Source organism: Pseudolysinimonas sp. 10J20-29 (assembly GCF_055809595.1).
In genome coordinates, this window is sequence record NZ_CM147917.1 from 386,110 (window position 1) to 399,662 (window position 13,553).

The 13,553-nt window shown below is 69.7% G+C and carries 12 protein-coding genes; 6 read left to right on the plus strand and 6 right to left on the minus strand.

Annotation, left to right across the window (positions count from 1 at the left end; genetic code table 11):
* The first annotated feature begins 75 nt into the window (after positions 1–75).
* The 6 genes from AC0L6Y_RS01935 to AC0L6Y_RS01960 all read left to right on the plus strand — a co-directional run bounded on the left by AC0L6Y_RS01935 (position 76) and on the right by AC0L6Y_RS01960 (position 7,173).
* Entirely contained in the window at positions 76–1,194 is a 1,119-nt protein-coding gene (locus AC0L6Y_RS01935; protein ID WP_473554279.1) for an alcohol dehydrogenase catalytic domain-containing protein, read from the plus strand.
* The gene (locus tag AC0L6Y_RS01940) at positions 1,191–2,006 is read left to right on the plus strand and encodes an alpha/beta fold hydrolase (RefSeq protein ID WP_473554284.1); all 816 of its coding nucleotides are present in this window, start codon (positions 1,191–1,193) and stop codon (positions 2,004–2,006) included. Before AC0L6Y_RS01935 ends, AC0L6Y_RS01940 begins: the two co-directional genes overlap by 4 nt.
* Before the next feature lie 12 nt (positions 2,007–2,018).
* Positions 2,019–2,861, plus strand: coding sequence for an alpha/beta fold hydrolase (locus tag AC0L6Y_RS01945; RefSeq protein WP_473554291.1), 843 nt, complete (start codon positions 2,019–2,021; stop codon positions 2,859–2,861).
* Positions 2,862–2,968: 107 nt separating this feature from the next.
* The gene (locus AC0L6Y_RS01950; RefSeq protein WP_473554296.1) at positions 2,969–4,216 is read left to right on the plus strand and encodes an esterase/lipase family protein; all 1,248 of its coding nucleotides are present in this window, start codon (positions 2,969–2,971) and stop codon (positions 4,214–4,216) included.
* Positions 4,217–4,285: 69 nt separating this feature from the next.
* Positions 4,286–5,662, plus strand: coding sequence for an NADP-dependent succinic semialdehyde dehydrogenase (locus tag AC0L6Y_RS01955; RefSeq protein ID WP_473554302.1), 1,377 nt, complete (start codon positions 4,286–4,288; stop codon positions 5,660–5,662).
* Positions 5,663–5,796: 134 nt separating this feature from the next.
* Positions 5,797–7,173 (plus strand): FAD-binding oxidoreductase, encoded by a 1,377-nt coding sequence (locus AC0L6Y_RS01960; RefSeq protein ID WP_473554307.1) that lies wholly within the window; start codon positions 5,797–5,799, stop codon positions 7,171–7,173.
* Positions 7,174–7,221: 48 nt separating this feature from the next.
* On the opposite strand, the gene AC0L6Y_RS01965 is transcribed toward AC0L6Y_RS01960, so the two are convergent.
* From AC0L6Y_RS01965 to AC0L6Y_RS01990, 6 genes are all read right to left on the minus strand, one after another.
* The gene (locus AC0L6Y_RS01965) at positions 7,222–8,583 is read right to left on the minus strand and encodes a HupE/UreJ family protein (RefSeq protein WP_473554313.1); all 1,362 of its coding nucleotides are present in this window, start codon (positions 8,581–8,583) and stop codon (positions 7,222–7,224) included.
* Entirely contained in the window at positions 8,564–9,658 is a 1,095-nt protein-coding gene (locus AC0L6Y_RS01970) for a DUF3500 domain-containing protein (RefSeq protein ID WP_473554316.1), read from the minus strand. The genes AC0L6Y_RS01965 and AC0L6Y_RS01970 overlap by 20 nt, the downstream gene beginning before the upstream one ends.
* 129 nt (positions 9,659–9,787) lie before the next feature.
* A complete protein-coding gene (locus tag AC0L6Y_RS01975; protein ID WP_473554321.1) occupies positions 9,788–11,110 on the minus strand; it encodes an ABC transporter substrate-binding protein in 1,323 nt (440 codons plus the stop codon).
* A gap of 56 nt (positions 11,111–11,166) precedes the next feature.
* Positions 11,167–12,054, minus strand: a complete 888-nt coding sequence (locus AC0L6Y_RS01980; protein WP_473554327.1) for a carbohydrate ABC transporter permease — start codon at positions 12,052–12,054, stop codon at positions 11,167–11,169.
* Positions 12,051–12,932 carry a carbohydrate ABC transporter permease gene (locus AC0L6Y_RS01985; protein WP_473554331.1) on the minus strand — a complete coding sequence of 294 codons (882 nt, stop codon included), beginning with the start codon at positions 12,930–12,932 and terminating at the stop codon, positions 12,051–12,053. The genes AC0L6Y_RS01980 and AC0L6Y_RS01985 overlap by 4 nt, the downstream gene beginning before the upstream one ends.
* On the minus strand, positions 12,929–13,546 hold the full coding sequence (locus AC0L6Y_RS01990) for a TOBE domain-containing protein (RefSeq protein ID WP_473558609.1): 618 nt from the start codon (positions 13,544–13,546) through the stop codon (positions 12,929–12,931). The genes AC0L6Y_RS01985 and AC0L6Y_RS01990 overlap by 4 nt, the downstream gene beginning before the upstream one ends.
* Between the last annotated feature and the right edge of the window lie 7 nt (positions 13,547–13,553).

Genomic DNA, 13,553 nt, shown 5'->3' on the forward strand with positions numbered 1-13,553 from the left:
AAGTGTGCAGAAATCCATAGATTCCGGGTGCCGACGCGAATCAGAATGGCTCGACCTTCAAAGGAGAACGGGTACATGAAGATCCTCGGCGCAGTGCTCACGAGCAGCGACACGGCGGGCCCCTACGCGCAGACACGGCCGCTGGCGATCGAGGAGCTTGAGCTCGCCGCGCCCGGCCCCACCGAGGTGCTCGTGCGAATCGAGGCTGCCGGCATCTGCCATTCGGACCTCTCGGTCGTCGACGGAAGTCGTCGCCGCCCCCTCCCGATGCTGCTGGGGCACGAGGCCGCGGGGACCGTCGTGGAGGTCGGCGCCGAGGTGCGGAAGCTGGCGCCCGGCCAGCGTGTCGTCGCGGCGTTCCTGCCGCGCTGCGGTGACTGCGCCGCGTGCGCCACCGACGGACGGCTGCCCTGCGAGGTCGGCTCGCGCTCCAACGGGGCGGGCGACCTGATCGCCGGCGGACGCCGGCTTCACGGGGCGCACGGCAGTGTCGCGCACCACCTCGGGGTGTCCGGGTTCGCCACGCACGCCGTGCTCGATGCACGATCGCTCGTCGCGGTCGGCCGCGACGTGCCCGCCGACATCGCCGCCGTGCTCGGCTGCGCGGTGCTCACCGGCGGCGGCGCCGTGCTCAACGCGGGACGGCCGAAGCCCGGGCAGACGATCGCGATCGTCGGACTCGGCGGCGTCGGAATGGCGGCGCTGCTCGTCGCGCGCTCGCTCCCCGGCGTCACGGTGGTCGGCGTGGACTCCAACGCCGACAAGGTCGAACTGGCTCGCGAGCTGGGCGCCGACTCGGCGCTCACCTCCGATGAGGCCGCCTCGGCGGGCTTCGTGGCGGATGTCGTGATCGAGTGCGCCGGGGCGGCCCGCGCGTTCGAGGCGGCGGTCCGCATGACGGCCGTCGGCGGCCGGATGGTCAGCGTCGGCCTTCCCGGCCCCGATGCCATGGCGTCGATCTCTCCGTTGGAACTCGTCGCCGGCGCGCGCGAGATCATCGGCAGCTATCTCGGCTCGGCTGTCCCCGCGCGGGACATCCCGTTCTACGAGAACCTCTGGCGAGAGGGCCTGCTGCCGCTCGACAAGCTCATCTCGAGTCGCATCCGGTTGGACGAGGTCAACGCGGGCTTCGACACCCTGGCCAGTGGCGCGGCGGTCCGCCAGATCATCGAGTTCCCCGAGGAGGCGCGGTGAGCGCGGTGATCGCGGCGCGCACGGTCACCGCGCGCGACGGTCTTCGGCTTCACGCCGAGGGCGTCGGCCGACCGGCCGCCGTGATGCTGCACGGTCTTGGCTACGCGAGCTGGGAGGCGAACGTTCTGCGTCCGCACCTCGGCGCGGGGCTGTGGAGCCTCGACAACCGCGGCACCGGGCGCTCGGCGACGCCGGTCGACGACTGCTCGATCGAACAGCTCGCCGACGATGCGGCCATCGCGATCGAGGAGCTCGGCGGCCCGCTCACGGTCATCGGCCACTCGATGGGCGGCTACATCGCGCTGACCCTCGCGCTGACGCGTCCGGATCTGGTGCGGTCCCTGGTGCTGATCGCCACCAGCCCCGGCGGCCCCGAGTCGACGCCGGTGCCGGCGTCCACCATCCAGGCCTGGACGGATGCGGCCGGCTCGGCCCCCGCGGAGTACGCGCGAGCGACCATGCCGCTCTCGTTCCGTGCCGGGTGGGACCGAGAGCATCCTCACGACTTCGAGCAGCTGCTCGCCGCGCGCCTGGCGCACCCGACGAGCGCGACGGTCTGGCAGGCGCAGTTCTCGGCCGCCGAGCGGTACCTCCGCACCGGGGTCGACGTGCGCCAGATCAACGTTCCCACCTTGGTCATCCACGGCGCGGACGACCGTGTCGTGCCGGTCGAGAACGGCCGACTGCTCGCGCAGCGCGTTCCCGGTGCGCAATATCGCGAGATCGCGCACGGCGGGCATCTCGTCCACCTCGAGGATCCCCGCGCGGTCTGCCGCGACATCACAACGTTCACCTCTCCAACCCTCACCTGAAAGGAAGCACTCATGCCCAACATCGAAGTTGAGCCCGGCGTCACCATGCACTACGAGGACCGGGGCACCGGATCGCCCGTCGTCTTCATCCACGGCTGGGGCGGCAGCGGCGACGCCTGGGACTACCAGGTCCTCGACCTCGCCCCGTCGCACCGCTGCATCACCGTCGACCTCCGCGGTCACGGCGACTCCGACAAGCCGTGGGGCGACTACAACTACGACCTGTTCGTGCGCGACATCTCGGCGCTGCTCACCCAGCTCGACCTCACCGACGTCACGCTCGTCGGCTGGTCGATGGGCGGTCACATCGCGCTGAAGTTCGCCCACGAGCAGCCCGAGCGGATCGCCCGCGTCGTCACCACCGGCAGCGGTCCCCGCTTCTGGGCGGCCGAGGACGCGCCGTACGGCACCCCCGCGAGCGAGGTCCAGGGCCTCATCAACGCGGTCAAGTACGCCCGCACCGAGACGATCGCCGGACTCTACGGGAACAACTTCCACCGCACTGACCTCGTGCCCACCAAGGACTGGTTCGTGCAGACCGGCTGGCGCGTGCCCGCCTTCGTCGGCGTCACCAGCTTCCAGGCGCTGATCGACAACGACCTCCGCGCGGTGCTTCCCGAGATCACCGTTCCGGTTCACGTCTTCGCGGGCCGCCACGACCTGATCTGGGACCCGCGCTGGAGCGAAGAGGCGCACCGTCTGCTGCCCGACTCGACCCTCACCTTCTTCGAGAACAGCGGCCACGTCGCGTTCATCGAGAACCGGGTCGAATGGAACCAGGCCCTGCTCGACGTGCTCGAGGGGCGCGTTCCGGCCGAATCCACTGGCGCGGCCCCCGAGACCGACGCGGCGTAACCGCGACCGGGGGCGACGCGCCGAGCGTCGCCCCCGTCCCGAGGCGCACGAACACTGTGCGCTGTCGAACCCATTTCTCAACCTCACGCACCCGAGGGGGCTTCATCGTGCTCAGATTCACACGCATCGCGGCGATCATCGTCGCAGCACTGGCGGCTGGCGCCGTGGCCGTGCCCGGCCCCGCGGCGGCGTCAGGGCCGCTCACTCTCGAGGCGACGTTCGCCTCGCCCAGTCACGGCTGGAGCAAGGTCGAGCGCTGGTACGACTCGAACCCCGGCTTCATCCCGGCGCAATACCCGGCAGACGGCAGACTCGACCACACCGGTCAACGACTCACCCATTTCGGCTCCGCGCGGCCGGATGCCGGCCGGTTCCTGCTGTCGTACGCGCCCAACTGGTCGAGCAACCCGAAGACGGTGCCGGTGCTGCTCGTGCCGGGTGCCTACGAGACCGCCGACTTCGCCTACGCGAATCCGAGCGTGAGCCCCATCGGCTGCGGGGCAGGGACGTGCCCTAGTACCGGGCTCATGCAGTCACTCGAGAGCGCGGGCTACCGCGTGTTCGGGATCACGTTCCCGCACACGGTCGGAAACAACTACAACCATGCCGAGCAGATCCGTGACGCGGTCAGCATCATCAAGGCGAACACCGGCGCATCGCAGGTCGACGTCGTGGCCTGGAGCATGGGGACGCTGTCGGCTCGGATGTACGCCTCCAGCGTGACCAAGAGCTGGGGCACCGCCTACGCCAACGACATCCGCAAGCTCGTTCTGATCGGCGGGCCCAACAACGGCTGGGACTACACCTTCCGCCACGGGACGTGGCCAGCGATCAGCACGTACTCCGAGTGCGGTGGCGGCACGATCGGCGGGACCGCGGCCATCTGGCAGAACTGCTACGGCGTTCTCTACAGTCACCCCGAGCTGACCGCCTACGTCACGCCGAGCGGCGACTTCTTTCCGGGCATTCGTCAGATGCTCAAGCGCTGGGACGGGACCTACCCGATCAACTACGCCAACCCTGATGCGCACACAACCTATTACGGCGGCACCGGCTACTACGGTCAGAGCTACGGCATCAGCTACGCCATGTCGCAGGGCTCGCTGATCTCGACCATGCGGGCCTCCACGATTCCGCCGAGCGTCTCCACCTACCTGCTGTGCGGTGACAACGCCAACATCCCGAGCTGGAACAACGAGCTTGACGGGCCGAGTGACGGCACGATCTTCCTGGCGAGCTGCAACGACACCGGTTCGATCGGGTCGCTCGGTGGCAACGTCACGTTGAACCTCAACCACATCAAACTGACCTGGGACTCGGCGGCAGTGACGCAGTTGCAGGCCTGGCTCAGCTGAGGCGTCTGAACGTGCCGAGGCTCTCGATGCAGAGCCGCTCCTCCACACGCAATCCGAGAAAGAGCAGTCATGCCCATCGCATCCATCAACCCCGCGACCGGTGAGACCGAGCAGGTCTTCGAACCGCACGATCGCGCTGAAGTCGAGCGACGGATCGCTCGTGCCGACGCCGCGTTCGGCGCGCTCAAGCGAACGACGTTCCGGCAGCGGGCCGAGTGGATGTCGGCCGCCGCCGACATCCTCGACGCCGAGCGCGAGCACATCGCCGAGATGATGACGCGCGAGATGGGCAAGCCGATCACGGCGGCGCGCGCGGAGGCCGCCAAATGCGCCAAGGGGATGCGCTTCTACGCGGCGCACGCGGAGGAGATGCTGGCCGACGAGCCGCTCGCGAACCCGGAGCAGGTCAACGCCTCGCGCGCCTGGACCCGCTACGAACCGCTGGGCGTGATCCTCGCGGTCATGCCGTGGAACTTCCCGTTCTGGCAGGTCATCCGGTTTGCCGCGCCCGCCCTCATGGCGGGGAACACGGGCCTGCTGAAGCACGCCTCGAACGTGCCTCAGGCGGCGCTCTACCTCGACGGCGTCTTCACCCGCGCCGGCTTCCCGGAGGGAGCCTTCTCGACGGTGCTGATCGGGTCGCGCGACGTCGACGCCATCATCAAGGACCCGCGCGTCAAGGCCGTCACGCTGACCGGCTCCGAGCCCGCCGGCCGCGCCGTGGCATCGAGTGCCGCAGCCGAGGTCAAGAAGGCGGTCCTCGAGCTCGGCGGCTCCGATCCGTTCATCGTCATGCCGAGCGCCGACCTGGATGAGGCGGTCGCGACCGCGGTGACGGCGCGAACCCAGAACAACGGCCAGTCCTGCATCGCCGCGAAGCGCTTCATCGTGCACGCGGACGTCTACGAGCGCTTCACCGAGAAGTTCGTCGCTGCGATGCAGGCGCTCACGATCGGCGATCCGCTCGACGAGCGCACCCAGATCGGGCCGATCGCGACGGCCTCCGGGCGGGACGACCTGGTCGAGTTGGTCGCCGACGCGCGTGCGAAGGGCGCCCGTGTGCTCACGGGCGGCGAGGTCCCGGACGGCGCCGGCTGGTTCTACCCGCCGACGGTCGTCGCCGAGGTCACCCCGGCCATGCGGCTCCACCTGGAGGAGGCGTTCGGCCCGGTCGCCACCGTCTACTCGGTGTCCGGCGTCGCGGAGGCGATCGAATTGGCCAATGCCACGCCGTTCGGTCTCAGCTCCGCCGTCTGGACGACCGACGCGGCCGAGCAGCAGCGCTTCGTCGCCGAGGTGGACGCCGGCGGGGTGTTCATCAACGGGATGACGATCTCCTACCCGGAGCTGGCGTTCGGCGGGATCAAGAACTCCGGCTTCGGGCGCGAGCTCGGAGAAGTCGGGATGAAGGAGTTCTGCAACATGAAGACGGTCTGGGCGGCCTGAGCGGTCGCACCGCCGGAGGGGTGGTCTCCGCGCCGGAGTCGTGCGAAACTCAGTGAATCCGAGTGAGGCTGGCACCGTGGCCGCCCTGTTCACGTCGACCGCCCTGCCTCGAGTTGAGAGACCCGGGAGCTGACATGACCGACTCCGCATCGTCCACCGCATCCGCCGCAGAGCCGCTTCGCGGCGTTCTCGGCGCACGCGTCCTCCTGCCGGGTGACGCCGGCTTCGATGAGGCGCGCCAGGCCTGGAACACGGCGATCGACCAGCGCCCGGCCGCCGTCACCGTTCCGCGCTCGACCGAGGAGGTGTCCGAGGTGGTGCGCGCCGCGAGCGAGGCGGGCCTGCGCATCGCCGTGCAGGCCACCGGGCACGCGGCCGAGGCGCTGGCCGGGCGGTCGCTCGACGATGTGCTGCTGATCAGCCTGCGCGACCTCACCGGCGTCGGGATCGACGAGAAGGCGCGCCGAGCTCGGGTCGCGGGTGGTACGTCGTGGCGGGAGGTGGTCGAGGCCGCTGCCGCGCACGGTCTCACCGCGCTGCACGGCTCGGCGGGCGACGTCTCGGCGGTGGGCTACAGCCTGCAGGGCGGCCTGTCGTTCTACGCGCGACGTCACGGTCTCGCGATCAACGCCGTCCGCGCCATCGAGGTCGTGCTGCCCGACGGGTCGGTCCGCCGCGCGAGCGCGGAGGAGGATCCGGAGCTCTGGTGGGCGCTGCGCGGCGGCGTCGACCTGCTGGGGGTCGTCACCGCGGTGGAGCTGGATCTGCTGCCGTACCCGGAAGTGTTCGCCGGAATGCTGCTGTGGGATGCCGGGCACGCCACCGCCGTCGCGACCGCCTGGCGCGACTGGGCGGCAACCGCACCGGATGCGGCCACGACATCGCTGCGCGTGATGCACTTCCCGCCGCTGCCGGAGCTGCCGCCGTTCCTCGCCGGTCGTTCGATCGTCGTGATCGACGGGGCGATTCTGGGCGACGACGAGGACGCCGCCCGGGTGCTCGCCCCGCTGCGGGCCCTCGGGCCTGAGATCGACACCTTCACGCGCATCCCGGCGTCCGCGCTCCTCGAGATCCACATGGATCCGCCGGTGCCGACCCCGAACGTGTCGGCTCACTCGATCCTCGGTTCGCTCCCGGATGCCGCGGTGCTGCGTTTCGTGGGCGCCGCATCGCGCGAGTCGGGGCTGATGTTCGCCGAACTGCGGCACCTCGGCGGCGCGCTCGCCGCGGCGCCGGAGGGGTCCGGGGCGATCGGCGCGGTCGCGGGGGAGTTCGCCTTGTTCACGGTGGCGATGACGCCGACCGAGGACGCGGTGCTCGCGGGCCGCGAGGCGGTCGCGGGGCCGGTGCGCGCGCTGGAGGAGTGGACGATCAACGCCCGCCTGCTGAACTTCTGCGAAGGAAGCGAGGGCCGGAAGCTCGCGCTGGGCGAGGCGACGGGCCGACTGGCGAGCATCGCACACCAGGTCGACCCGGGCGGGCGCATGCTGAACCGCGCCGCGTCGAGCTGAGCGGTCACGAGCGGCCGCGGAACCCACCGTGGCGGCGGGTCACGCGGATCACGTGCCGCGCGTCGCGGCGAACTCCTGCTGCCGTTCCGGCCCGGCGAGGTGGCGCGTCGCCCGCTCCGATATCCGCGCGCGGGCGAACACGGCCGCCGCCGCGATCCACAGCGCGAGTACGAGCCACGGCGACGCGGGCGTGAGCGCCTCCGCGGCCGTGCCGAGCGGGGTGGCAAGGCCCAGGCGATCCAGCAGCCAGCCGGTGGCCGCGACGGCGGTCAGCACGGCGGCGCCGATCCGGATCGGCCGGAACGCCGCGGTCTGGGCGAGCACGATCAGCGGCGGCAGCACCGCGGCGACGACCGCGAGCTGCATGAGCTCCACGCCGAGGTTGAATCCGAGCAGGCTGAGGACGAGCGGCCCGCCCGAGAGGTTCAGGTCGGAGAGCGCGGTCGAGAAGGCGGCCCCGTGGACGAGGCCGAACACCCCGGCGATGAGTGCCTCCCTGCCCGGGAAGATCGGACGGATCGCGTGGGCGGCGGCGATCAGGATGCTCACGGCGATCAGCACCTCGACGGGCTGGCGCGCGACCGGAATGGCCAGGGCGCCGAGCGCGAGCGTGATCGAGTGCCCCACCGTGAAGGCGAGGGTGACGGCGAGTGTTCGGCGCAGAGCGGTGCGTCGCGGCGCCGGTGCGCCCCAGCGCCCAGCCGAGAAGAGCAAGGGGGCGGGCAGCAGCAGCGTCAGCAGAAAGAGCTGGTGGTCGGTGCCCTCCGCGATGTGCGAGATGCCGAGCGCAGCCATCCCGGTGAAGCCCTGCCACCAGCTGCCGTCATCGAGATCGACCACGAGAGGGTCGACCACGCCGGTCACCGTGTTCAGGCCGATCACGCCGATCTCGCGGGCCGAGTCCAGTTCGCCGGCGGCCCAGTCGCTGCCCACGATGACGTAGATGTCGGCCGTCACCAGCTGGTGCACGACGGCGTCGTAGTCGAGCACGAACTGGCGCACGTCGCCGTCCGACGGCGGGGTGAGCAGCGCGGTCGCCGTGATCGCCGGGAACGCCCCGACACTCTCCTGCTCCACCTCGTCGAGGGTGACCTCGTCGACCTCCACCGCCCATGTGCCCGCATCCGAGCTCACCTGGGTGTGCGCCTCCAGATACGCCGTGACCTGCTCGGCCTCAGCCGAGCTGATCGCGCCCGTCGGGTCGGCGAAGGCGATGCCGGCCGCAACCTGAAGGTCGGCCACGGGGATCGTGAGGTCGGCGGTGATGTGGTCTTCGGCGACGTCGAGCTCGATCGTGCTCGACGGCACGACGTGGGCCGACGCGGGGAGCGCGGGCCCCCACACCGCGGCGCCCGCCGCCAGAACGGCGACGAGCGCGACGCGGTGCCGGCTACGAAGTGAGCCCGCCATAGTCGGTGGTCTTGTCGCGCCACACCGCGTGCGGGTGCGCCTCGGGGAGCGTGACACCGGCCTGCATCGAGAACTCGATCCACACCGACGGCCCGTCGATGCGCACGTAGTCGCCCGCGGAGTCGACGGCGCTGGTGCCGGAGAAGGAGATGTAGGTCTCGTCGAGCTCCGCCTCGTACTCGGCCAGGATCGCGGCCGCGCCGGCCTCCGCCAGGTCGCCCACGTAGGTGTTGATCGCGGCGAGCACGAGCGCCTTCTGCTCGTCGCTCAGCTCGGAACCGGGGATGCCGTCCGAGCTCGTCGGGAACGCCCAGTCGTCGCCCGGGCCGAGCAGCACGTCGCCGAAGGAGCTGCCCAGCTCCGCCGTCGCGAGCTGGTCGGCGTCGAACGAGGCCAGCATGGCGGCGAAGGCCGCCTGCTCCTGCTGCTCCGCCTCGATTGTCAGGCCGTCGTAGTCCTCGGTCGTGAACGGCTCGATGCCGCGGAACGACGGGGTCGCGCCGGCGAGCTCGCCGTCGATGTAGGTGTTGGCCAGCGCGAGGTGGTGGCCGCCGAACTGGAGCTCCCACGTGCCCGTGGTGCTCGGGGTGCCGAGGAACGCGATGTAGAAGTTGCCACGGCCATAGACCGGGTCGGTGCTCACGTCGTCGAGGTAGTCGTCGGCGGCGAGGTGCTGAAGGATCTCATCGAAGCCTTCGTTGTCGTCGGCGCCGGTCGCGGCGGCCAGCAGCTCCTCGAGGGCGGCCCACTGCTCGTCGGAGAGGCTCTCCGTCCTGAGCCCGGCACGGTCGCCGCCCGCCGGCAGGTTCGACCAGTTGGAGGCGTTCGCGAACGTGTAGTCGTCGTTCAGGTCGGCGCTCTGCGAGTCCGACAGCGTCGCGTCGAAGGCTTCCGCGAGGGCGACGACGGTCGAGTCGCCGGTCGTCTCCGTCGTGGTGGTGTCGGCGGTGCTGGTGTCCGTCGCGGTGTCGTCGACGGCGGCGCAGCTGGTGAGCGTCAGAGCGAGCGCGGCAGCGGCTGCGCTGGCAACGAGCGGGGTGCGCGTCGCCTTCCGGGTCAAGGGGTGATTGAGCATTCGATGAATCTAGGGGCAGTTCCTATGGCGAATCTGTGTCCGGCCGTGCGCCGCGGCATCGACCGACGTGCACGGCGCGGGGCCCACAGGAGCTCCTGTGCGACCCCGCGCCGGTCGTCCGGTGTGTGCCTAGCGCGACAGCACGGCGTCGACCTCGGCGGCCAGGTCGGTGAGCGCGGACTGCGCGTCGAGGTCGTCGAAGTAGATCGCGTGGATCCGCTCGATCATCAGCTGCTCGAGCTCGCTGTACGCCTTCGGCATCGGGCGGGCCTTGCCGTACTGGATCTGCTCGGCGGCGACCGAGTAGCCGGGGATCGTGTCGAACATCTCGAGCATGGTGTCGGTGTCGAACGCCGAGAGGCGAACCGGCAGGTATCCGGTGCGCGAGGACGCGTAGGCGGTCTGCTCGGTGTCGCTCAGCCAGGTCATGAACTCGAAGGCGGCCGCCTTCTCGTTGTCGGTGCCCGTGTTCGCGAGGTAGACGTTCGAACCGCCCACCGACACGCCGCGCTGGTCGCCCTCACCCGCGGGGATGAGCGAGACCCCGATGTCGACTCCGTTGCCCTCGGCGATCGCGCGGATCGACTGGATGCCGCCCGAGCTGAGGAACGTGAACGCCGTGGTCGGCGCACCCGATGCCGCGAAGAACGCCTGCACGTCAGCGGCCGAGGTCACCTTGATGAGGCCGCGGTCCTCGAGGTCGGCGATCCACTCGACCGTGGCGACCGCGCCCGCCGAGTCGATGGTCGACTCGGACTCGTCGTCGTTGAGCACGGCGGTTCCGCCGTAGCTGTAGAACAGCGCCTCCATCACCCAGAAGTCGTAGTCGCAGAGAATCATCGCCGGGCCGCCGACGAGCTCCGCGGCCGCTTCGAGGTAGGACTCGAACTCGACGAACGTCTCGGGGCCGTCCTCCTTGAGCCCCAGCTCGCGCATCATGTCCCGGTTCACGTACATCACGGGAACGCTGCGCATGTGCGGGAAGGCATACATGTCCTCGCCCACGTAGAGGTTGCCGGTCTCGCCCACCTGGAAGTCGGCGTCATCCATGCCCGCGGCCTCCAGATAGGGGGTCAGGCTCACGGTGATGTTCGAGTCCGCGAAGCGCTGCGTCATTCCGACCTCATCCACGAACAGGTTCGGGAGCGTGTCCGCGACGGCGGAGGCGTTGACCTTCTGCTCGGTCTGCACGTAGTCGCCCTGGTACTCGGCGGTCACCTGAATGCCGAGCTCGGCTCCGCGGCTCTCGTTGAACTGGTCGACGAGCTCCTGGTTGACGTCCTCGACGGCGGCCGTCCAGAACGTGAGCTCGATGGGCTCATCGCCCTGTTCGTAGCTGAAGCTTCCGGCGGCGCTACCGGCGGCGCCGGCGCAGCCGGAGACCAGGACGGTCGTGGCGAGACCGAGGGTGACGGCGGTCGCGGCGCGGCCGCGACGGGTGAGCGGTGACATGGTGGTGCCTTTCTCTGGTGAGGGGTGGGTTCTCCGGTGGTCGGAGTCTGGGGTGCTCACTTGACACCGGTGTCGGTGAACGCGGTCATGAAGTGTCGCCGGGCGACAAGGAAGGCGATGAGCACGGGAATGACGAGCAGCATGTTCCCGGCCATCACGACGGTCGGCGCGATCTGGTCGAGCGACTCGAGTCGGGGAATCGCGACCGGGAGGGTGCGCGCCGCATCGGTCGTGGTCCACACCAGCGGGAAGAAGTAGCTGTTCCAGCTGCCGATGAACGTGATCAGCGCGATGGTGACGATCGTGGGCTGCGCGATCGGCAGCATGATCTTGCGGATGATCGTGAACTCGCTCGCGTTGTCCAGGCGCGCCGCCTCGAGCAGTTCGTCCGGAACGCGCATGAACGTCTGCCGGAGCAGGAAGATCGCGAAGCCGCTGGCGACGAACGGCAGGATCAGCGACAGCTGCGTGTTCAGCAGGCCGGCCCCGGCGTACATCACGAAGACCGGCAGGAAGATGAGCTGGCCGGGGATCATCATCGTCGCGAGGACGGTGCCGAACAGCGCGCCGCGCCCCCGGAACTCGTAGCGGGCGAAGGCGTAGGCCGCGGGGACGACGACGAGGAACTGGCCGAGCAGCGTGCCCCCCGTGATGATCACCGAGTTCAGAGCGAAATGACCGAAGTCGACGCGATCGAAGGCGGCGACGAAGTTGTCCCAGCGCACGGTGTCGACCCAGAACTGCGGAGGGATCGACATCGCCTCCGCGACCGTCTGGAACGCGGTGAGCACCATCCAGTAGAAGGGCCCGGCGAACACCAGGACCAGCACGATGCCGACGACGAGGTGCGCGGCGCCGACGCCGAGGCGCGCGAGCGCGCGACCCAGTCGACGGGCGGGGAGAGCGCTGGCGGAGACCGCGGGGGAGCTGACGTGGGCAGTCATCGGTAGTGGACCCTCTTCTGCAGAACCTGGAAGTAGACGATGGTGAAGATGCCGACGATCACCATCAGCACCAGGGCCATGGCGGCGGCGTAGCCGACGCGGTAGTACTCGAAGCCCTCGCGGTAGATGCTGAAGATGAGCGTGTTCGTCGAGTTGCGCGGGCCTCCGCGGGTCATCACGTTGATCGTGTCGAAGGCCTGAAATGACCCGATGACGTTCACCAGCGTGAGGAAGAACAGCGTCGGCGAGATCATCGGCAGCGTGATCCGGCGCAGCTGGGTGAACGGGGACGCGTTGTCGAGCGAGGCCGCCTCGAACAGGTGCGTCGGGATCGAGCGCAACGCGGCGAGCAGGATGAGCGCGTTCAACCCGACCGACTTCCACACCGAGACCAGCACCAGGGAGAACAGGGCGACGTCGGGGTCGGAGAGCCACCCGACCTCCGGCAGTCCGGCACTGGACAGGAGCTGGTTGAACAGGCCGTTGTCGGTGTCCATCAGCCAGACGAAGATCAGCGAGACCGACACGAGCGCCACCACGTTGGGGGCGAAGGTGACGGCCTGAAGGAACCCGCCGAATCGCCGGAGGCTGTTCAGGTACAGCGCCAGGCCGAGCCCGATGAGCATCACGAGAACGACCTCGGTAACCGTGTAGACGACCGTGTTGCGCAGCGCCAGCCCGAAGTCGGGGTCGCTGGCGAGTTCCGCGAAGTTGTCGAACCCGATGAAGGTCATCGGCCCGCGCAGATCCCACGAGAACAGGCTGAGAACGGCGTTGTACCCGATGGGGTACAGGTAGAAGACGGAGAGCAGGACGATCGCGGGGGCGATCAGCGCGTAGGGCAGCAGGCGACGGTCCCGCAGCAGGGTGGCGTTCATCCGCTGACCTCCGCGTGCGCGATCCGCTGCTCGCGCTCGTCGAACCACTGCAGTTCGGCGATCGGAATCGCCACCCGCACGGTCGAGCCGAGCTCGCGCACCGGCTCGTCGAAGCGCTTCAGGGCGACGCGACTGCCGTCGCGAAGCTCGGCGCGGTAGATCTGCTCCGCCCCGAGGTTCTCCAGCGCGATGAACGACGCGGGCAGTTCGATCGCACCCGCCGGGGCGGAGGAGTCGCCGTCGAGCAGGCCGATGCGCTCCGGGCGGAAACCCACCCAGGCCGCCCCGCTCGGGGCGTAGGCGCTCGCGCCGGTCACGGCGCTCACCGGGACGACGTTCAACGGCGGGGTTCCGATGAAGCGGCCGGCGAACACGTTGCGCGGCGCCCGATACAGCTGCTCGGGCGCGTCCTGCTGCATGATGGCGCCGTCGCGCATCAGCACGATGTCGGTGCCCATGCTCATCGCCTCGACCTGGTCGTGCGTCACGTAGACGAACGTGGCGCCGATGCGCTCGTGCAGCTCGATCAGCTCGACGCGCATCTTCTGGCGGAGTCGCGCATCGAGGTTCGACAGCGGCTCGTCCATCAGGAACACGGCGGGGTTCTTCACCATGGCGCGG